20 protein-coding genes are annotated in these 20,987 nt (G+C 55.9%); 5 read left to right on the top strand and 15 right to left on the bottom strand.

Going from position 1 to position 20,987, the window contains the following annotated elements; genetic code table 11:
- Positions 1-13: 13 nt before the first annotated feature.
- Positions 14-826: an adenosylcobinamide-GDP ribazoletransferase gene (cobS, locus tag AC2FLE_RS02755; protein ID WP_496695101.1), complete on the top strand. Its 813-nt coding sequence runs from the start codon at positions 14-16 to the stop codon at positions 824-826.
- Positions 827-909: 83 nt separating this feature from the next.
- Here cobS and AC2FLE_RS02750 read toward each other — a convergent pair whose 3' ends face one another.
- The 5 genes from AC2FLE_RS02750 to AC2FLE_RS02730 form a co-directional block, all read right to left on the bottom strand.
- Positions 910-1,428 (bottom strand): CarD family transcriptional regulator, encoded by a 519-nt coding sequence (locus AC2FLE_RS02750; protein ID WP_142634416.1) that lies wholly within the window; start codon positions 1,426-1,428, stop codon positions 910-912.
- 282 nt (positions 1,429-1,710) lie between these two features.
- Entirely contained in the window at positions 1,711-2,049 is a 339-nt protein-coding gene (gene fdxA, locus AC2FLE_RS02745; RefSeq protein ID WP_085821728.1) for a ferredoxin FdxA, read from the bottom strand.
- 66 nt (positions 2,050-2,115) lie between these two features.
- Positions 2,116-2,481: an RNA-binding S4 domain-containing protein gene (locus tag AC2FLE_RS02740; protein ID WP_496695099.1), complete on the bottom strand. Its 366-nt coding sequence runs from the start codon at positions 2,479-2,481 to the stop codon at positions 2,116-2,118.
- A gap of 6 nt (positions 2,482-2,487) precedes the next feature.
- Positions 2,488-5,307: a helicase-related protein gene (locus tag AC2FLE_RS02735; RefSeq protein ID WP_496695097.1), complete on the bottom strand. Its 2,820-nt coding sequence runs from the start codon at positions 5,305-5,307 to the stop codon at positions 2,488-2,490.
- 22 nt (positions 5,308-5,329) lie between these two features.
- A complete protein-coding gene (locus AC2FLE_RS02730) occupies positions 5,330-5,899 on the bottom strand; it encodes a tetratricopeptide repeat protein (protein WP_416383904.1) in 570 nt (189 codons plus the stop codon).
- Between the two features lie 69 nt (positions 5,900-5,968).
- Between AC2FLE_RS02730 and AC2FLE_RS02725 the strand changes: the two genes are divergently transcribed.
- The 3 genes from AC2FLE_RS02725 (at position 5,969) to AC2FLE_RS02715 (ending at position 9,123) form a co-directional block, all read left to right on the top strand.
- Positions 5,969-6,259, top strand: coding sequence for an SCP2 sterol-binding domain-containing protein (locus tag AC2FLE_RS02725; protein ID WP_142634424.1), 291 nt, complete (start codon positions 5,969-5,971; stop codon positions 6,257-6,259).
- Positions 6,259-7,200 carry an alpha/beta fold hydrolase gene (locus AC2FLE_RS02720; protein WP_496695095.1) on the top strand — a complete coding sequence of 314 codons (942 nt, stop codon included), beginning with the start codon at positions 6,259-6,261 and terminating at the stop codon, positions 7,198-7,200. Before AC2FLE_RS02725 ends, AC2FLE_RS02720 begins: the two co-directional genes overlap by 1 nt.
- Positions 7,201-7,302: 102 nt before the next feature.
- Positions 7,303-9,123: a M3 family oligoendopeptidase gene (locus tag AC2FLE_RS02715; RefSeq protein ID WP_496695094.1), complete on the top strand. Its 1,821-nt coding sequence runs from the start codon at positions 7,303-7,305 to the stop codon at positions 9,121-9,123.
- A 936-nt stretch (positions 9,124-10,059) separates the two neighbouring features.
- Here AC2FLE_RS02715 and AC2FLE_RS02710 read toward each other — a convergent pair.
- From AC2FLE_RS02710 to AC2FLE_RS02695, 4 genes are all read right to left on the bottom strand, one after another.
- The gene (locus tag AC2FLE_RS02710; RefSeq protein ID WP_281972270.1) at positions 10,060-10,329 is read right to left on the bottom strand and encodes a DksA/TraR family C4-type zinc finger protein; all 270 of its coding nucleotides are present in this window, start codon (positions 10,327-10,329) and stop codon (positions 10,060-10,062) included.
- Positions 10,330-10,388: 59 nt separating this feature from the next.
- Positions 10,389-11,366, bottom strand: coding sequence for a Gfo/Idh/MocA family protein (locus AC2FLE_RS02705; protein WP_496696081.1), 978 nt, complete (start codon positions 11,364-11,366; stop codon positions 10,389-10,391).
- 130 nt (positions 11,367-11,496) lie between these two features.
- The gene (gene rpoH, locus AC2FLE_RS02700; RefSeq protein WP_142634432.1) at positions 11,497-12,393 is read right to left on the bottom strand and encodes an RNA polymerase sigma factor RpoH; all 897 of its coding nucleotides are present in this window, start codon (positions 12,391-12,393) and stop codon (positions 11,497-11,499) included.
- Between the two features lie 145 nt (positions 12,394-12,538).
- Positions 12,539-13,573 (bottom strand): RluA family pseudouridine synthase, encoded by a 1,035-nt coding sequence (locus AC2FLE_RS02695; RefSeq protein ID WP_496695092.1) that lies wholly within the window; start codon positions 13,571-13,573, stop codon positions 12,539-12,541.
- On the opposite strand from AC2FLE_RS02695, the gene AC2FLE_RS02690 reads away from it, so the two are divergent.
- Positions 13,572-13,874, top strand: a complete 303-nt coding sequence (locus AC2FLE_RS02690; protein WP_142634436.1) for a DUF6476 family protein — start codon at positions 13,572-13,574, stop codon at positions 13,872-13,874. The genes AC2FLE_RS02695 and AC2FLE_RS02690 overlap by 2 nt on opposite strands.
- Before the next feature lie 3 nt (positions 13,875-13,877).
- On the opposite strand, the gene AC2FLE_RS02685 is transcribed toward AC2FLE_RS02690, so the two are convergent.
- The 6 genes from AC2FLE_RS02685 to AC2FLE_RS02660 all read right to left on the bottom strand — a co-directional run bounded on the left by AC2FLE_RS02685 (position 13,878) and on the right by AC2FLE_RS02660 (position 20,978).
- Positions 13,878-14,861 (bottom strand): hypothetical protein, encoded by a 984-nt coding sequence (locus AC2FLE_RS02685; protein ID WP_496695090.1) that lies wholly within the window; start codon positions 14,859-14,861, stop codon positions 13,878-13,880.
- A gap of 26 nt (positions 14,862-14,887) precedes the next feature.
- Complete coding sequence (locus AC2FLE_RS02680; protein WP_496695088.1) at positions 14,888-15,886, bottom strand: glycosyltransferase family 2 protein; 999 nt, start codon at positions 15,884-15,886, stop codon at positions 14,888-14,890.
- A gap of 106 nt (positions 15,887-15,992) precedes the next feature.
- Complete coding sequence (locus tag AC2FLE_RS02675; RefSeq protein ID WP_496695086.1) at positions 15,993-18,011, bottom strand: hypothetical protein; 2,019 nt, start codon at positions 18,009-18,011, stop codon at positions 15,993-15,995.
- Positions 18,008-18,943 (bottom strand): hypothetical protein, encoded by a 936-nt coding sequence (locus tag AC2FLE_RS02670; RefSeq protein ID WP_496695084.1) that lies wholly within the window; start codon positions 18,941-18,943, stop codon positions 18,008-18,010. The genes AC2FLE_RS02675 and AC2FLE_RS02670 overlap by 4 nt, the downstream gene beginning before the upstream one ends.
- A gap of 5 nt (positions 18,944-18,948) precedes the next feature.
- Positions 18,949-19,932, bottom strand: a complete 984-nt coding sequence (locus AC2FLE_RS02665; protein ID WP_496695082.1) for a glycosyltransferase family 2 protein — start codon at positions 19,930-19,932, stop codon at positions 18,949-18,951.
- A gap of 263 nt (positions 19,933-20,195) precedes the next feature.
- Positions 20,196-20,978, bottom strand: coding sequence for a dimethylarginine dimethylaminohydrolase family protein (locus AC2FLE_RS02660; protein ID WP_271946472.1), 783 nt, complete (start codon positions 20,976-20,978; stop codon positions 20,196-20,198).
- Between the last annotated feature and the right edge of the window lie 9 nt (positions 20,979-20,987).

Below are 20,987 nucleotides of genomic sequence, written 5' to 3'. Positions count from 1 at the left end.
AGAGTGATCCTGCGTGTTTAACCGAAGCGATCAAACCGACAAGACCCTGAAAGGCGCAGGAGTGCTAAAAAACGACACCAAGCTCATTTCTGCCTGGGATATTCCGCTGGCTTTGGTCCTGTTGACGCGTTTGCCCGTGCCGCGGCTGCCTGACAGAGTGTTCTCGCGTCAGGCCAGCGCCGTTTGGGCCTTTCCATTGGCGGGGCTTGTTGTCGGCCTGTTGGCCTGTGCCGTGGGATGGATGGCGACGGCTATGGGGCTGCCGTCGATAGCGTGTGCCATACTTGTCGTTCTTGTCCTGACCATCACCACCGGCGCGATGCACGAGGATGGGCTTGCAGATACCGCCGATGGGCTGTGGGGCGGTTTCACGCCTGAACGGCGGCTAGAGATTATGAAGGACAGCCACATCGGCACCTATGGCGTCCTTGCCCTGATTTCTTCGCAATTGCTGCGCGTGTCGTTGATTACTGCGATCCTTTCGAATGCGGGTTTTACCACCATATTGGCCGCATGCATCGTTTCGCGGGCTATGATGCCTGTTGTTATGTCCGTCCTTCCAAATGCCCGCCAATCAGGCCTTAGCCATTCAGTGGGCGCGCCCGGATCGACCGCGGTGATACTCGGCGGGGCCATGGCGCTGCTGCTCACTCTGCCAATGATCGGGTTGCAGGTGGTTTTCCCTACGCTGATTGCCGCTTTGTCTGCGGTGGCAATGGCGATGCTAGCCAAGGCCAAGATCGAGGGTCAGACCGGTGATATACTGGGCGCCACTCAACAACTGGCCGAGATAGGGTTTCTTATGGCCGTAGCTACGCAGGTTTAGTGGCCCCGACTTCATCTGGTGACTGCAGTATAAAAAGGCCACCTCCTTGCGGGGATGGCCTTAAAACTTTGATTTTAGCAGGTTCAGGCCGCCGCTGCCGCGCGCGAGGTTAGAACCTCATCCACCTGCCTGGCCGCAGACACTTCGCCTGCGCCGGATACTGCCGCGACTTCGCGGGTCAGACGCTCAAGCGCGGCTTCATAAAGCTGACGTTCGGAATAGCTCTGTTCGCGCTGATCATCGGTGCGGTGCAGATCGCGGACAACTTCGGCAATCGAGATCAGATCACCCGAGTTGATCTTTTGTTCATATTCCTGTGCCCGGCGGGACCACATGGCACGCTTGACCTTGGCCTTGCCCTTCAGCGTTTTCATCGCCTGGCTGATGACATCCGGCGAGCTGAGCGACCGCAGACCAGACTCGGTCGCTTTGTTGGTCGGCACGCGCAGGGTCATTTTGTCTTTCTCAAAGGAAATGACGAACAGCTCGAGCGAGTATCCGGCAACTTCCTGCTCTTCGATCGAAATGATCTGACCGACACCATGGGCCGGGTAAACAACATAGTCGTTGGGGCGAAACTCAAGCTTCTTCGACTTAGACATACAGGTTCTTCCTTGGTTACGAGAGCGCGGGACAGACAACAAAACGACCCACCCCGTGCCAGTACGGCCCGGTCAGGTTGCTGTGTTTTCAACTAGTCAGAACTCCAAAGCGAGCATACTTACGGAGTCATCCCCATCTCAATCAACGTTCAATTTTCGAGTATATCACAAAATTGAGACACTCGAAAGGCTGCCCCTTTCCACATGAAAGAAAGGTTTTAAGAAACAGATAGATAAGGCGCCATCCCACTGCTGAACTGACAAGTTCAGAGCGCGAATCGCTTAGCCGCCCTCGCCGGGGGCCTCAGAGAAGTATTTCTCCATCTTACCCTCTTCGCCATCACGCTCTTCTGCGTCGGGCAGCGGGTCTTTCTTGGTCACGATCACCGGCCACTGCTCAGAGAACTTACGATTAAACTCGACCCATTGATCCATGCCCGGCTCAGTATCCGGACGGATCGCATCAGCGGGACATTCCGGTTCGCAAACACCGCAGTCGATGCATTCATCGGGATGGATGACCAGTGTATTCTCACCTTCGTAGAAACAATCCACCGGACACACTTCGACACAGTCGGTGTATTTGCAGGCGATGCAGTTTTCAGTGACAACATAGGTCATGGTGAATTTCCCGTTTGCGGTTTGGGCGTCTAGCTAAATCAGTATGGCGTCAGCTTCAAGATATGTTCAGCTATCTTGATTGCGAGAAAGATCAAGTAGACGCCGATCCTTCTTGGTGGGACGACCTTTTCCCCCAAACCCTGGATTTCGCGGCTGCGTGTCCTGCTTTTCGGTCAAATCGGTATATAGTGTCTGCGCCTCGGTTGCCGGTCCACGCCGATCACCCAGTTTTTCGATACGCACAACTCGCACAACGCGCGCCTGAGGGAAGGTCAGAACATCACCGGGGGCCACAGGCTGCGCCGGTTTCAGGATCCGGTTTCCGTTGACGCGGACATGGCCGCCACTGACCTGTTTGGCGGACAGGCTGCGGGTCTTGAAGAACCGAGCCTGCCACAGCCATTTGTCGATCCGAAGCCGGGCCTCGGTCATCAGGCGTTAATTGCCTTCCTTCAAACCCATAAGCGCGGCCGCGAACGGGTTATCGGGATCAATGGGCTTTTCTTTCCTAGGCGGACGAGACGAGAAGGTCTTGGCACCCTGCGGCTTGCCACCTTTCTTGCCCTGCGGCTTGCCCCGGCCATCCTGAGGCTTACCGCGCGGCTTACCTTTGCCCTGCCCCTGTCGCTGTTCGCGGCGTGGGCCTTGGTTGGCCTGACGCTGACGGCCCCAAGTGAAGGTATAAAAGACCTCAACCTCGGGTTCATCTGTTGCGGCTGTCGGCGCGGTGGCCTCGGCTGCTGCCTCGTTGCTTTCGGTGGCCTCGGCTGACGCCTCGGTGGGTGCGGCGACCTCTTCGGGGGTTCCCTCTGGTGCGGGTACTTCCTCGGTGGCAGCTGCTTCCGTGGCCTCTGCGGCAGGTAGCTCTGCCGGTGCGGGCTTAACCTTTTCACGCTCGGCGCGTTCGGCCTTGTAGCCCAGCCCCTGCATCAGGTCAGCGAATTGTTCCAGCGTCATACCGGTGATCGACAGCATGTCAGGCTTGGCCTCGAACCCACCACGGCTGTCTTCAGCGCGCAGCATGTCGGCCAGACGTTCCAGCATGTCGATCCGGATCGAGCGTTCGCCCGCATCGCGATAACCACACATAGTGTCATAACCGTCAGGTGCGCCTTTGGCGATGGGCACAGTAACAAGACCCGGAGGCGGCGCGTCGGGAAATTCCTGCAGGCCATTTGCCAATGCCCACAGAACAAGACGCAGACGCGTTGGGGCCGGTTTCAGCAGCAGCGGCATGAAAATGGTGAACTGACCAAAGCGGATACCGTGTTTGCGCAGCGCGCCACGGGCGTCCTGATCCAGATCCTTGACGTCTTGCGCGACACCTGCGCGCGGCAATACGCCCAGCGCCTCAACCATGCGGAAGGCAAAGCCCCTAGCCAGCCCATTGAGTTCTTCATCGCGCGACAGGTTCAGCAACGGCTCGAACAGTGCGGCCACTTTGCGGTCGATGAAATGCTGCAGGCGACGCTGAACTTTCTGTTCAACATCGGGGCCCGCGGCCTCGTCCACAAAAACCTCGACCAGCGGCTTGAGAGGCTCTGCCCCGGCAACCAGCTTGCCAACGGCATATTCACCCCACATCAGGCCACCCTGATCGGTAAAATCAATTTCGGTATCGGGTGCATTATAGAAGCGATCGGCACGCAGATGGAATTGCGGCGCGAGGGCTTGCAAGGACGCCGATTTCAAGGCTTTCGCCTCGGCTCCTTGCGCGCTTTTGTCCGGACTGAACCGGAACCCTTCCAGACGACCGACGAATTCACCTTCGACGGTCACTTCACCCTTGTCATTTACTTCGGCCAAAAGGGCCTCCTTCTGTTTGAGCCGGCGCAACAAAACGGATGTGCGCCGGTCCACAAATCTCTGAGTCAAACGGTCATGCAGAGCGTCTGACAGCCTGTCTTCTACAATGCGCGTCTCATCACGCCAATGGGATTCGTCACGTACCCAACCATTTCGTTGCGCAACGTAAGTCCAGGTGCGAATATATGCCAACCTTTTTGACAGTGCATCTATATCGCCATCCGTTCGGTCGATCCGGCGGATTTGCCGCGCCATAAAGTCATCCGGGATCGAACCACCTTCATGCAGGTGGCCAAAAATCACTTCGAGCAGGCTGGCATGTTCGGCATGGCTGATGCCGCGAAAATCGGGGATTCGGCAAACATCCCACAACAAACGAACGGATTGCGGATCACTGGCACGGGCCGCAATTTCGGCAACTTGCGACAAGGATTTAAGCACATTCAGATCATCTGCCGGACGGGCTTTGATCAGGTGTTCGCTATCCGGGCTAATCTCGAGCGTGTGGATCAGAGCGTCAATCGAACCAAACTGCAAGGCGGCATTCCGCCAATTCAGTTTTTTCATCGGCGCAAAGCGGCTGTCCATAATGGCCTGCGCGACACCATCGTCCAGAGGCGGCGCCTCGCCGGTCACGCCGAAGGTTCCATCGGACATTCCGCGCCCTGCGCGGCCAGCAATTTGGGCAAGCTCATTCGGGGCCAGGGGCCGCATCCGCCGGCCATCGAATTTGGTCAGGGACGAGAACGCAACATGGTTCACATCCAGGTTCAACCCCATCCCGATGGCATCGGTGGCAACCAAATAGTCGACCTCACCATTCTGATAGAGCTCAACCTGCGCATTCCGTGTACGCGGACTGAGCGCCCCCATGACCACAGCCGCCCCACCCTTTTGACGGCGTAGCAGCTCGGCGATGGCATAGACGTTGTCGACCGAAAACCCGACGATGGCGCTGCGCGGTGGCATGCGGCTGATTTTCTTGGAGCCGGCATAGACCAGTTGCGACATCCGCTCCCGCCGGACGAATTGTGCTTCGGGCACAAGTGCCGCGATGGGACCGCGCATGGTATCGGATCCCAGAAACAGGGTTTCATTGGTGCCGCGCGCGCGCAGCAACCTGTCGGTGAAGACGTGGCCGCGTTCCGGGTCGGCGCAGAGTTGGATTTCGTCGATAGCCACAAAATCGGCACCCATGCCTTCGGGCATCGCCTCGACCGTACAGACCCAATATTTCGCACGTGGCGGTACGATACGTTCTTCCCCGGTGATCAGCGCCACCACCGACGGTCCGCGAATGGCGACGATTTTGTCGTATACCTCGCGCGCAAGCAGGCGCAGCGGCAGGCCGATCACCCCCGTGCGGTACCCCAGCATACGTTCGATTGCGTAATGGGTTTTGCCTGTATTGGTTGGGCCAAGTACGGCCACGATTCGGGATGACCCGCTCACCTTTGCCCCCTGCCCCCGGTTCTCAGAGGGCCGAGCCCTCGACCTGGGCTTTCAGTCGATTCACTGCATTGGTTACTTCTTCGTAATGGGGATGTATAGCCAAGGCATGGGAATAGGCCGCAAATGCCTTTTCGGGCTGACCCAGAATCTCAAATATCAATCCAAGCCCGTAGATGGCCTCATAGTTGTTCGGGTTCAGCGTCAGAGCATGTTCCAGATCTGCGGCAGCCATCCCGAACCTTTCGATCCCAAAAAACGCAGAGGCCCGCGCGTGCCAGCCTTCGGCGAAATCAGGCGCGTGGTCTGTCAGGGCCGTCAAATGCTCGATCGCGGCATAGGTGTCACCATCATCCAGTGCTTCGCGCCCACGCTCCAGCAGCAGGTCGGCGGAGGCCGAACCCGATTGCGACCAGAGCGCCCGTAACTGGCGGTCGATTCCAGTCGCTTGGTCCGGTGTGGCCTGTGCAAGGTTCTGCAACAACTCGGCCTCGTCGCGGGAATCCTCCTGCTGCGCAAGGCAAGTGGAGGAAAACATGACTAGGACAAAAAGTGCCGCAACGGTACCTTTGAGATTGTTGATTGCATTGCTCATAACAAGTGTCAGTGTAGCGTTGCGACCGAGGATGTCCATTCACGGCGTACTAACAAAATGAGGAAGATCATGAGCGATTCATTGGAAAAAGCCGCAGCAGTGCTGAATGAGAAACTGTCGGGCGGCGATTTCGACGCATCGGCTAAATTTGCCATCGCGGATTTGGGCGCGATCGTAGTTGATGCAAGCGGCGCGCGCATCAGCGATGAAGAAACGGACGTGACTTTGAACGCTGATGCGGACACGTTCGAGCAAATTCTCAATGGTGATCTGGACCCGACAAGCGCCTTCATGGCCGGAAAACTGAGCATCGACGGCGACATGGGCGCGGCAATGAAACTCGCCTCGGCCCTGGCCTGATGGAATATGCGTCGGCCCCTTTGTTCGAAGACGTGGCTGGCGGCCCCGCTGGCGGTGTTGCACATTGGTTGAACACCGCCGACGGTACCCGAATTCGCGTGGCGCATTGGCGCCCCGAAGGTACAGCGAACGGGACTGTCATGCTGTTTCCCGGTCGCACAGAATACATCGAAAAATACGGTGATGCGGCGAGTGAATTCGTCAAGCGTGGCTTTGCCGTGTTGGTGATCGACTGGCGGGGTCAGGGATTGGCAGACCGGTTGCTTGACGATCCGCGGGTTGGCCATGTCGATAAATTCACTGACTATCAGCAAGACGTAGATGTGTCGCTAGAGCTGGCCACAAAGCTTGATCTGCCCAGGCCCTGGCATGTTATCGGCCACTCTATGGGTGGTGCCATTGGATTGCGGGCAGTTTTGGAAAACGATTGTTTTGCTACCTGTGTTTTTACCGGTCCGATGTGGGGGATTTTCTTTACGCCCCTTATGAAACCCATCAGCCGGTTGACCGCAAATTGGGCCCCGCGTCTGGGGTTTGGCGAAAAGACGCCCCCGACCACATCACTGGACAGCTATGTTCTGACACAGCCTTTCGAAGGCAATAGCCTGACGCGCGATCCTGCCATGTACAAAATGATGCAGGATCATCTGGCCAAGTATCCTGAACTGTCTCTTGGTGCACCGTCGACGATCTGGCTGCGCGAGGCATTAGATGAATGCGACTGGTTGATGGTGCAGACTGCCCCAGCCATCCCATGCCTGACATATCTTGGCTCCCACGAGCAGATTGTGGACCGCAAGGCCATCCGCGCACGCATGGCAAACTGGCCCAACAGCACGTTGATCGAAATTCCAGACGGTGAACACGAAGTCCTGATGGAACCGCCAGAGGTGCGCGACCCTGCATTTGACCAAATCGCCGCGCATTTCAAAGCTGCATAGACGGATCACCCCCTGGAACCGGCGCTTTCCCTTTGACTGTCCGCTTGTGATCCTCGTCGGTCGCGCCTAGATGTTTGCCAAAGCAGATTTTCGAGGTGATCCATGCGCGACCTTCCTTTTCCAGTACGTGACGCAAACGCGGTCGGCGGGGCCGATAATCTTGGCAACCTGCCGGAATGGGATCTGACGGATCTCTATGCTTCGGAAGACGCGGCCGAGCTTGCGCGTGACTTGGACTGGTTGGAAACCGAATGCGCCGCCTTTGCCGCAGATTACGAAGGCAATTTGGCGGATCTTGATGCCCTGGGCTTGCTGACCTGCGTGTTGCGGAACGAAAAGATCAACTCGATCGCCGGGCGCATCATGTCCTTTGCCGGACTGCGCTATTATCAGCTGACGACCGACGCCGAGCGCGCCAAGTTCCTCTCGGACATGCAGGAAAAGATCACTGTCTTTACCACGCCGCTGGTGTTCTTCACGCTGGAAATCAATCGCCTCGACGACGACGCGCTAAAAGCGCATTTCGACGCCAACACCGATCTGGCCCGTTACGAGCCCGTATTCCGCCGCATCCGCGCGATGAAACCCTATCAGCTATCTGACGAGCTAGAAAAATTCCTGCACGATCTGGGTGTTGTTGGCGATGCCTGGGAACGCCTGTTCGACGAGACCATCGCGGGCTTGACCTTTGATGTTGACGGAGAAGAGTTGAACATAGAAGGCACACTCAACCTACTGACCGAGCAGGACCGCAGCAAACGCGAAGCGGCTTCTCGCGAATTGGCCCGCGTGTTTCAGGACAACGTCAAGACCTTCGCGCGCGTTCACAACACGCAGGCCAAGGAAAAGGAAATCGTCGACCGCTGGCGCAATATGCCAACCGCGCAGACCGGTCGCCACCTGTCGAATGACGTCGAACCCGAGGTCGTCGAGGCCCTGCGCGAGGCGGTCGTGGCCGCCTACCCCAAGCTGAGCCACCGCTATTACGAGCTGAAACGCAAATGGCTGGGTCTGGATGTGATGCAGGTCTGGGACCGCAACGCGCCCCTGCCAATGGAAGACACGCAGATTGTCGGCTGGGATGAAGCCGAGAAAACCGTGATGGACGCTTATGAGGCCTTTGATCCCCGTATGGGTGAGATCGCCGCGCCATTCTTCTCGAAAGGTTGGATTGATGCGGCTGTGAAGCCGGGCAAGGCGCCGGGCGCCTTTGCGCATCCCACTGTTACCGACGTCCATCCTTACGTGATGCTGAACTATCTGGGAAAACCGCGCGACGTGATGACACTGGCGCATGAGCTGGGCCACGGCGTCCATCAGGTGCTGGCCGCCGATCAGGGAGAGATGCTGTCATCCACCCCGCTGACGCTGGCCGAAACCGCCTCGGTCTTTGGCGAAATGCTGACCTTCCGCAAAATGCTGGACAAGGCCGAAACGCCGGAACAGCGCAAGATTCTGCTGGCTGGCAAGGTCGAGGACATGATCAACACGGTCGTGCGCCAAATCGCCTTCTATGACTTCGAATGCAAACTGCACGCCGCCCGGCGTGAAGGCGAATTGACCCCGGACGACATCAACGCCTTGTGGATGAGCGTTCAGGCCGAAAGCCTCGGTCCCGCATTTGAATTCATGGAAGGGTATGAGACGTTCTGGGCCTATATCCCACATTTCGTGCATTCGCCCTTCTACGTCTACGCCTATGCCTTTGGCGACGGCCTCGTGAACGCGCTCTATTCCGTCTACGAAAGCGGCGCCGACGGGTTCGAGGACAAGTATTTCGACATGCTGCGCGCCGGTGGGTCAAAACACCACAAAGAGCTACTGGCCCCGTTCGGTCTGGATGCCAGCGATCCCAAGTTCTGGGACAAAGGCCTGTCGATGATCTCGGGCTTTATTGATGAATTGGAAGCGATGGAGGGCTAATGCGGCCTGTCTTGGAGGCGGTGATGTCAGCTTTGGGGACATTGCCGACCTTGATTTTCCTTCAACCAACGTCTGCTTTGACATCTCTTAGTCTGAGGTTATTGCGTCTCAAGTTCGATTCGACGTAGCAACTGGTCAGCATAAGGCGTCCTGTCTCTATAGGCAATCTTCGTGGGGTCTCCACCCAGCCATTTTACCAAATGTTCGGGGTAGTACCGGCGACGATCAGGTATGACAAAAGGTACCGGGCCAGCCTTCAATTTGAACGGGTTACCTTCAAGAAAATCAGAATCTCTAAAACTGCGTTTAGAGCACTCCCATGAGCCACCAGACTTTTTTGTAACTGGGTTGAATGCGTTAGAGCCGTATCTGTAGCAGAGCTGAACGCCTGCAGAGTTGAAGTCTTGGGCTCGCCATTGGCCTACTACGATTGTGCGATTTCCCGGGTACCATAGATACGATTTACCGTTAGACGCATGATATTCTATCTGCGTCCCGTGTTGTTGAACTAAAGAATTGGGGTCTTGAGTTACTAGTGTTGCATCGCTTAGGGCACTCATCATTGCATTGACAGAGCTGCTATATCCATCTCTGCGATCAATCCATGCCCATACTTCGGCCCGGCTCTCGGGCGTGCCGCAAGCGGCCAGTAGTGTACACAACAGCAAAATGCCGGCCATGCCCTTTGTTTTCTCAAATCGACTTTTGAGCATTTAGGGTCTCCAAAATTCTAATGCCATACAGTACAATTGTTGGAACTACCGCAAGGGCAAAATCCATGCTAGCGCCGGTTTTCACCACAGATCACAAACGTCGGCCATTGTCTCCCAAGTATGGTCAGAAATCACGGCTTGCTTTGACCAATGCCGATGGAAAGCTGACTTTGATGCGCTGTGCGGCATCCTCTACTTTGGGCTCAAAGCAAACATAATAAACTCACCTCAACTGACTGTCCTTCGACCCGCGCCGGTTGATACCGCCGCGCATTTTATGCGCCCCGTCACGTTCTTGCTGGCACTCGAGGCACAGTTTCACGCCAGGCAGTGCTGTGCGGCGCTTTTCGGGGATTGGTTCTTCGCATTCGGCACAATGGGTCAGGCTTTCGCCTACGGGCCGTTTCTGGGCCTGCATTCGGGCCAGCTCATCCGAAATGGATGCCTCGATCTGTTCGCTTACTGCGCCGTCGCGCGCCCAGCCACCTGCCATCGGGATGCCTCCTGTAAAGGTGTTAGCCGATTTTGCAGCGGTTCAAGAAGCGTGGCAAGTCATGGCAGCGCCATTGCATTCTCCAGCACACGGTCAATCACTTCCTGCGTGCCGCGTGAAAACTCAAGCGGGCACGGATATTCGGCACCCTCACGGACCGAACGACAAAAAGCTTCGACCTGCAACTTATAGTGATCGTCTGCGGGGAAACGTGTGACCTGTATTTCCAGGCCGGGGCGGTGCAATTCGACACGCGCCTCTCCGAACACACGCGGATTGAACGGCGCGGTCAGCCGGATCATGCCGCGGTCGCCATGAAACACCATCTCTTGATGCGGATGCATTCGGATCGAGACATAGCTGGAATAGGTGAAATCCGGGAACTGAGCGCGAATCTCGGTAAAAGCGTCGACCCCATCCTCCCACCGGATGGCGGATTCGACCTGAATCGGCTCCTGCCCGGTGACAAAGCGCGCGCTGCCAATCACATAGACGCCAATATCACGCAGCCCACCTCCGCCGGTCTCAGCCCGGTTGCGAATGTTTGCCGTATCCGCCCGGCTGTCAAAGCTGAACGCACCCGTCACATGGGCCAATTTCCCGATCGCCTTGTCGGCGATCAGCTTGCGTACAAACTTCCATTGAGGGTGTTGGACGATCATATAAGCCTCGGCCGCCAACAATCCGGTCTCATCCCGTTTGTTGATCAATGGGGCAAATTCGGACACGGTCATAGCCATCGGCTTTTCACACAGCACATGTTTACCGGCGTCCAGTGCCTTAAGGCTCCATTCGACATGCAAATGGTTGGGCAGCGGGATGTAAACGGCCTCAATCTGTGGGTCGTTCAGCAACGCATCATAACTGTGATAAACCGTCAAATCCGGGCAAAAGGCCTGAAACGGTTCGGCTTTGGCGGGATCGGACGTCGCAAGGCCCGCCAGACGCGCGCCCTCAGCTGCGTGGATTGCCGGGGCCATATATTGCCGCGCGAATTTCGCAGCTCCCAATACGCCCCAATTCACCGGATTCTGCATCATGGACACCCCCTATGGCTTTGATCCGGTCTGTTGTAATCGCCCTCAGTCCGAGTGTCATTAGCGCTAACACAAATAGAAAACCCGGCACGACCAATGTCGCACCGGGCCCGTTCAATTAACGAAGAGGTCAGGCTGTGGCCAGCATCCCCTTTTCTCGGGCAAGCTCTCGCATCTTCTTCTGAAGTTTCTCAAAAGCGCGGACTTCAATCTGGCGAATGCGTTCGCGACTGACATTGTACTGCGTACTCAGCTCTTCCAGTGTGACGGCCTGATCCATCAGGCGGCGTTGGGTCAGAATGTCTTTTTCCCGGTCATTCAAAACTTCAAGAGCAGCCGCCAACAGCTCGCGGCGGGCGTCGAGCTCATCGCGGGCCTCATAGTCGCCCGCCTGATCGGCATCCTCGTCCTCAAGCCAGTCCTGCCATTGCATGGTGCCTTCACCCTCGGACCCGACGGTCGCATTCAGAGAGGCGTCGCCACCGGACATCCGGCGGTTCATGCTGATCACTTCTGCTTCGGTCACACCAAGGTCATTTGCGATCCGGGCCACGTTTTCCGGACGCAGGTCGCCCTCTTCAAGCGCACCGATGCGTGCCTTAGCTTTGCGCAAGTTGAAAAACAGCTTTTTCTGCGCCGAGGTTGTACCCAGTTTGACCAAAGACCATGACCGCAGAATGTATTCCTGAATCGAGGCGCGAATCCACCACATGGCATAGGTCGCCAGCCGGAACCCTTTTTCCGGGTCAAACCGTTTCACGGCCTGCATAAGACCGACATTGGCCTCGGAGATCACTTCGGCCTGTGGAAGCCCATAACCGCGATAACCCATAGCGATCTTGGCCGCCAACCGTAGGTGGGAGGTCACCATTTTATGTGCAGCTTCAGTATCTTGCTTCTCAACCCAGCTTTTGGCCAGCATGTATTCTTCTTCTGGCTCCAGCAGGGGAAACTTCCGAATTTCCTGCATATAGCGGTTCAGCCCGCCTTCCGGCGTCGGCGCGGGGAGATTTGCGTAATTGGCCATGTTTCTTGTCCCTCCGACAAATGTTTAAGTCGTTAACATGGATATGGGAGGTCGTCCCGATCCGTTCAAGAGGTACCGTTAACAGTTTGAAATTAACGTTTGATAAAGGAAACCTAAGAAAACGTTATTCACGTAACTTTGCTTATTATGTCAGCGGTGTGCGCAGCTGTTCAATCAGATTTTCCATATCATCCGGCAACACAGCCTCGAAGCGAAGGTTTTCACCCGATATCGGGTGCTCAAAACCCAAAACCGCAGCATGAAGCGCCTGACGAGGAAAGTCTCGTACGGCCTCTGCGGCAGCCGCGCTAAAGGCTTTGGCTGCGAGTTTCCGCTTGCCCCCATAAACCGGATCACCGACCAGACCATGACCGGCATGGGTCATGTGAACCCGAATCTGATGCGTGCGGCCTGTTTCCAGCCAGCATTCGATCAGAGCCAGCCCTTGCGCGGCCCCAAACGTTTCGACCAGACGGGCGCGCGTGACAGCGTGGCGCCCACCGTGAAACAGCACGGCCTGCCGTTGCCGGTCTGTTTTGTGACGGGCCAGCTGAGTGGTGATCCGCATAATATTTCCGGGTTCAAAACTGACACCTTTGACGCCGCGCAACCGGGGATCATTGGCATCCGGGACACCGTAACAAATGGCGCGATAATAGCGTTCGACACTGTGTGCCTCGAACTGTGCGGCAAGCCCGTGATGGGCCGCGTCGGATTTGGCCACCACCAGCAACCCGCTGGTTTCCTTGTCGATGCGATGCACGATGCCGGGGCGCTTTACGCCGCCTACGCCAGACAGGTCATCACCGCAGTGATGCAGCAACGCATTGACCAATGTCCCGTTCGGTGAACCGGGCGCAGGATGCACAACCATACCCGCCGGTTTATTGACCACGATCAGATCAGTATCTTCGAACACAACCTCCAACGGGATGTCTTCGGGGCCGATATGGCTGTCTTCGGCCTCGGCCACGGTGATCGCCACCACTGTGCCTTCGGCAACCTTGGCATTGGGGTCGCGGGTGGCGGTTCCGTTGATCATCACGGCCCCCTCTTCGATTAACTTCCCCAATCGGGTCCGCGACAGGCTTTCCCCCGCTGGCACATCGCGGGAAAGCGCCTTATCAAGGCGGGGCGGCGGATCGGCCGCGATTTGAAACTCAATCTGGCGAGTGCCCATGACTGTCCCTTCTGAACCCCAAGAACCGCAGGAAACGCCGCAGCTTCGCCTGCTGCGGAGAATGGTCATGCTGCTGACCGCGGTGATGATTGGCGGGGTTCTAGTGACATTCGCACTGATTGTCATCCGGCTATCGGACCGGACCCCTACCCTGCCCGATCAGGTTGAGTTGCCCGATGGCGCAAAAGCACAGGCGGTCACCATTGGAAACAACTGGTTTGCGGTTGTGACTGATGACAATCGCATCCTGATCTTTGACAAAACCACTGGCCGGCAGCGCCAGGAAATTACCGTCGAATGAGGTCTAACCCTCTAGCGCCATGCGAAACACGATCTCGGATGCCTGGCGCAGCGCCTGATATTCCGCGGCTGTGTCCCGGCGAAACGACTGATCATGCATACTCAACCTGACAGGGGCAAAAAGCTGCGTCCGGTCGGGAAAGAACTCTTGATGAAAACTCACATCTTCATTTGCCATAAACGAGTCCAGCCAGGTACGTTCATCCGGTTCAAGCACATCATTCTTACGCATCATCACGGGATCATCGACAGCCCGACGTCGCAACTGGCGACTTTTCTTGCGTCCCATAGCCCTAGTGACCACACCAAACGCCTCACACGCGGCTCTTGAATGCGAAGGATTGGACGATGTTTCGGTCTTGCTGTCCAAGGGCAGTTGGACGCCGATGCGATCCAGAAAATCATCGATAATGTTGCCATTAGCCATTTCAGAGCGCTCATACAGCATAGGCACCAACGAGACGCCCGGAAAAGCTGACCTTATCCGAGCCGCAGCACTGGCAAAGCTGAAACGCTCAGGATGCGCACGTATCTCGTCCAGCTGGGTACGAATATATTCAGAGCCGCCCCCGGCAAGCCTGCCGTTCTTTGCCCTTTGTTTATAGTCGGCTTCGAAAAAGTCAGAATATCTACGGCAGTAGAAAGCAATCCTCATCTCACGCGCGGGGATCTCAGCGAAAATCTCGGCCAGTTTGTGCAGATCGACTGAGTACAACATCTCAGACGATACCAAGCATGCCTTATCCTCATGCTCAGCATATTCCCTTGCCATCGCTTCGCGCAGGGCGGTGACCGGCTGATCGGTTTGGTTCATGTGGAAGGCAATCAGGTTATGACTGCTGGCCAGACGCCCCTGCCCCTCGGTTCGCCTGCGGCCCGTTTCCATATAGTGTAATCCGGCCCCAGCCATCACTTGACCGTTTTTGCGAACAAACCCCTGTAACGCAGTCGACCCAGTCTTGGGCATTCCTATGTGTAGCCAAAGCATGAAACGTTCCTATTCGCCAAGCGACCTCAGGTCTCGGCCTTGGCTGAGAACCCGGCGGTCATCTGACGCATGAGGTCTTGCATCTCGGGTTGTTCGCGCAACTGGGCAACCTGCTGGCGATGCAGATCGCAGGTCATATGGTGCAGGCGTGCCGTCTCAGCGTCTGACAGCATTTCGTAGTACAAAGCCCGTTTCCGATCGAGGATTGTGTCGATCGAGGTCTCAGTTTCGGCGTTTTGGTTCATCATGTTCCAATATTCCATCCCAAGGCTTTCCCCCAGATGATGGGCCCGACCACGCATTTTCTTGACCAGATAACTTTCACAGGATTTCAGAGCATAGTGATTGATCTGAACATGCTCGTACCCGACGGAGTCCCGCGCCGATCGCCAACTGGCAGTAAAATACCTTTCGGGCATCGGTTGACCGGATCCGTTGTACCAATGGCATTCTTCCATCGTTTCAACGGTCGGCCTTTTCGGTCGATGGACACCGAGCGCATCCCATACGCCGCGTTGGAACATGGTCTTAAAGCCCCAAGCTTGCGGCGGTCGAAAAATACGCTCAGGTGCAGCTTGGCGAAACTGATCCGACAGGAAACGGTCCTCGTACCGAACAATGCCGGCGTTTCCGAATAGACGCCAAGTCATTGAAATCGTTTTTGCATCCGGCATGGCACCTGTCAGCGCACGCAATGTATGGTCGCCGGTTCTGACGTTAATATGTTCATCCGCGTCGATAACGATCACCCAATCCTGTGGACGGGCCACTTCCATTTTCAGAAAGGTGTTATAGGCGCGTTTTTGCGGGCTGGTCTGACGTCTCGAGTTGTTGTCGACATGCGTGACAATGCCAAGGTCATGCAATCGCTGCAGCAAGGCATCTGTACCATCGGTACAGTCATTGGTCATGACCACAATCTGGTCCACACCAATGGCACGATTATGGGCGATCCATTCAAGAACGAATGGTCCTTCGTTCTTCATAGGGGTAACGCTGATATATCGAGAATCCTGTTCGGCCATACCTGACTGCCCTGCTTGTTTTCATTGCCCCGGTGGTATCGGAGATTTGTTTAAGATTTTGACCGCAAACTACCGGTATTCAAGCCGGTCACCAAGAGAAATCCGTCTATTTTCCACCCGCACGTTTCAGCTGATTGGAATATCGTTTTAGGGTTGGGCACAGCGCGTGGGCCTTGGAAAGATGAACGCGCGCATTCTGCTTTTCACCTCGTTGCAGAAATATCCTGCCGGCCTCTCCTTGAATCGCCGCTGTATTGTCATCCAGTTCCGCAGCCTGAATAATTTGGTTTTGCCCCTGTTCTTCGGCCCCGTTCCTTTCAAGGTATTGCCCCATCGCAAAGACCAGAAATGGGTTGCCCGGATCACAGGCCAACGCATCTGCCATGGCCAGCCTTCCGTTTACAAAATCTCCATCTTTCCCATACAGTTCGGCCAGTCGCTTTGAGTATAACGGGTTATCCGGAAGGTGCTTGGCCACTTTCCGCGCAATATCCAAAGACTGCGCCAAAGATGTATCTCCCAAATGCAAACGCAGCAAAGATTGGACCCCTTCAAAGCGCGGGTCTTCGCGGGAAATGCGAACGTCCTCGGGCAACTGAGTTGAGCTTTCTAGCCCGTCAGCCAAAGTCTGCAAGCGGGATCGGTTGGAGGTTAGACGGCGCGCCCTTTGATCTACGGACAGACTAGCCCAATCCAATAGGATCAGGTCGAAATTACAGGGCAAGCGCACCAGAACTTTTCTTTGGGCAACGTGGGAATTATAGTTGAACCAAGGCCTCCGAATAATCTTTTGCATTGCCCAATCTATCGGCGGCATAGCGCGATGGGCGATTTGATCGCGATACAAAAGCCGAGAGCCAAATATGATGACATCCGGCCGCATTGGTTTGGTCCAGAACGCCCGGCTAAGCACTTGCGCTGCCATCCAGCGCTTTTTCTGCCCCCCCAAGATTGCTGCCTTTAGTGCCGTAGCGACTGCAAAATCTTCCGGCCAGATATGTGGGTTCTTCAGGGCCTCTTCCGTCAATTCCAACGCTTCAGCCCATCGGTTCAGGTAAAAGTAATTCAATGCCTGAAGCAGCGGCACAAAAGCATTATCAGAACCTGCATCCATCAGCGGCTGAACGAGTTCCAATGCCTCTTCGGCCCTATCTCCCGCGCCCAAACCATGAAGATAAAAGGACGCTTTGGAATAGATATGAGCGGCTTCTGAGAGATTTAGAAATTCTTCCGGACCAAGGCGCAACCGTTCAATCATCTGTTCGTTGGCCTGGTTGATGTCCTTTTCCGCTAAAACATCCCGAAAAACCTTCCTTTGTTGCCCGGAAATCCGCGCTGCTGCCATGGAAAACGCCGAGATAAACGGTGCAATCACCTGATCCGCGCGCGACATGGTATAGAGTTCCAGAAAGTCTCGTTGTGCGCGGGTCAGACTGGAAAGATCCGCGATATCTGACATTTGCATAAGGTGCGGAAACTGCACTTGGAATCGGGCCACAATCTCGGACTGATCTGAAAACATGATCGCGGCACACCCTGCGTTTTTTTCAAGATGTGCCGCATACAGTTCTTCCGGTTCGATCTTTGCCGGCCAGGTCGTATGCTTCCACGGCAGGCCATTCAGGATGTCGCCACGGCGAATGTGATAGGCCGACACCCCCTTGCCACTTAGTTTGGCATCTGCCTTTTCCATAATGTTCCGGATTTCATCCGTGAACCCGATCTGATGGATGAACTCTCGGTACCGGGGGCGGATCTGCTCGACATCTTCCCATTGAAAGGCCAGAACCTCAAAGCCTTCCTCGACGACAACAGAGCGGCCGGAATTCAGATGGGATATCAGCCGGTCCGGTATCGCATCGCCCTGAAACGACCATATCGGCAAGGCATCCTCGCCTAGAGCATCAAAGGATTCGGTGCTCAGGAAATGCTCATCCATCCACTCTTGTGAGAACAATTCTTGCGGCTGGTCCAGCTCTGGCGCATCCGCACCTTTGGGAAACCAGTTGACCCGATAGCTGGTGTCAAAATCCTCGGCCAACCGGATGCAGGTCAGCATCATCAGCAACCGGGCACCCATCCGGTCTTTGCGCTGGCCGATAAAGACCCCCTTTTCGGGCTTCATGAGGCTGCTTCGGCCAAGGCTGCGCGCCGCAGCCGCCGGAACCTCTGCCTTGCTTGCGTAACAAGCTGTGGGTGACGTTCGCCGCCAATCGCCTCGATCCCGCGCATATACAAAGGCAGTCGCCGCCGTGCCCGCATCATCCGGTAATAGGCCTGGGGTTCCAGTGTGCCGTCCATCGCCTCGAGCATAACCGGCTTCAGTATATCCAATTTGCGCAGCATCGGGGCCGCGAAATGGTTTGAAAACCATGTCTTAAGCAGCAAAACGTTATCGCCCTTCAATCGCGATACCTGCTGGCGATCGAGATCAAAAAAGGGATCATAGAAAACGTAGGCTTTCCCCACATTCTCAACAGTTTGCGCGGCATCGCTAAAGGGAAGATCCCAGTCTTGCACCTGCCCGAACCGATACCGGGTCTCCCACGGGACCAGCCGTTCATCCAGCGTTGTCTGCGGATTGAAAGCGATGACATTGGCGCCGGGAACAAGGGTCGAGAATGTCAGCGCTCCAAATCCGCCCATCGAAGCGCCCGCAAACACAACCTGATCAAACTGTGCAAAAAAACCCTGATCCGCTTGGGTCTGAAAATACGAGATGATCTCGGGATCGCGGTACCAGGCTTTGGTCCGCGCAAATATCCCCATATGGGACCAGCCTTCGTCACGGAAGAACTTCCAGCCCCAGGGTTCGCGGGAAAAAGACAGGTCGTTGGCATTGGCAATGTTGTCAAAGCTGACCACAAGCCGGGACGCAGGCCTTTGGTGAAACAAAACCGAGTGTCTGTTCAGCTTTTGCAGAAACCCGGTCCCGTCCCCACCTGGATACAGCTCGACAAACCAAGGGGGCGCAGGGTCTGTCAGAATCCGTTCATACCCCGTCTTACGATCGGGGTGATCAGGCTTGAGCTGCTCTTTTGAAAGGTCTTCTGCCATGGTGATCAGACCAGATTTTCCGCAAGCCAGAGGCGGAAATCCACCCAGTCAGGCCGCAACTTGATCTCTGATATCTTGGCGCGATGCCAGTCACATGCCTGCGCGTGCAGGCGGCCGAGTTCTTCATCGGCTTTCAGTTCGGCCAGCAATGGGGCCGCGCGATGCGCTGCTGGCAGTATCGAGTGATCTGTTTCTTTGTTGGCATTCATGTCCTGCCAATAGGCTTGCCCTTGGTCTACGCGGATATGATTGGTCCGGCCCCGATCCCTTTTGACCAGAAACCCATCCAAAGACCGGACGGAATAGTGATGAATCCGCCCCAGCGAATGATCAAATTTCCTCCATGCGCGCCACCCGACCTTCTCGGACGGAAACAGCCTGCCACCGGCATCGGACCAAGCGATTTCACTTTCTTTCCCTTCTTCGACCCCTTTCGGGCGATGCGGGCCGAACCGCGTAAATTTTCCGTTGTTCCGAAACAGGGTTTTCAGACCATAAGCACGGCCGGAATGATACGGGAATTCCTGATCCCCCATCGAAAAGGACTCGGTCACAGGTTTGTCTTCAAAGCTGATATTCCCCGAACTACCAAACAGTTTCCACGCGAAGGATATCGCGTCCACCGGCTTTCCGGCCCGCTGTTCGGTTTCTGCGGTCAGCGCCGCAAAGCTGTTGTCACCGCAGCGGATGTTCCAGAATTCATCAACATCCAGACACATCAGCCAGTCGGCCTCTTTCACTTTGGGCTGACGCCGCGCGCGCCGTAGCATCTGATGCTGCGGGTTTCCCCCTTCTTTGACCTCGTTCGGGACATGTGTGGCAAGACCCAATTCCTGCAGCCTGCGGGCAATGGCATCCGTGCCGTCTTCACAGCTATTGGTGAAGATCACAAAGTGATCGACTCCCATTGTTTTGTGGAATGCGACCCATTCCAGCATATAGGGGCCTTCGTTCTTCATCGTCGTGAATACGGTGAGCGCCTGAGACATGTATTTCCTGCCATAACTTCTTTGCCCAAGTCATACACAACCCAGCAAGCACGGGCGAGATGGGATTTGGGTGCAAAAGAAATACTGCGCGAAACTGGTGCAAAGCTACACCCACTGGATAGGGATCATACTATTTCGAATGAGTATCCAAGTGGTTGAGGCGGCTAACCTTAATCACGCCAAAATGCGCCTACTCTTTCTTTGGCTGCAGCAGGACGCATTTGGCTGGTTCAAGGTTAGTCGGTTCTGAATCGTGAATCAGGTCAGAATCTCAGCGACAGACATGACATTCCGCCATCCAGTTTGGCGCATTCCACATTGTCGATTTCGACCACATCATAACCGTTCTGGCGCAACATCTCGGTGGTACGCGGGAAGCCGGCCGGAGCCAGGACAAATTGGTTGAACCGGATCGAGTTTGCAGCGGCTTCTTCGCCTTCTGCCACATGCAGAACCCGATATCCTTCGAAGCAGCCGGATGCGTCCAGCCGCTTCGTGGACAGGATGGTTTCCCCATCCAGCAACGAACAATCCGTTTTGAAGTGCAGCACGCCCGGTGGTGTAAAAACCTCGCGTACGGTGTGGCCCCAGTCGGAAACGATTTCGGTCAGCTCTGTGACACCCGCCGCATCGGTCCGATCTGACCGGCCAACCAGAATTTCGCGACCCGTTACCAGAATGTCCCCGCCTTCAATATGGCCGGGCCCAGCGATCTGCCGAACCTCGTCATAAACGCCGCGGATTGTCGGCTCCATCTCGGCCACCTCACCCATGCGGCTGGGTGCACCGGGGCGCATCATCACCGCACCCTGAGGAAGACACAGTGTGGTATCTTCGACAAAGACGGCATCCGGATACGTCTCAAGGGGAGCCAGTTCGATAACCTCTGCTCCGGTTTTCTTGAGGGTTTCAACATAATGCGCATGAGATGCAAGCATTCGGTCTAGGTCCGGTGTACCGATATCTTCGGCACGCAGACCATCGGTGATGGACGCTGCTGGGCGACGGGTAATCGCGCGCGAGAATTCATAGGTCGGGTCAGTCATTTTCGGTCT

Source organism: Ruegeria sp. CDSA077 (assembly GCF_059612265.1).
The sequence above is the reverse complement of the archived record's forward strand: the minus strand, read 5'-3'. Positions and strand labels throughout refer to the sequence as shown.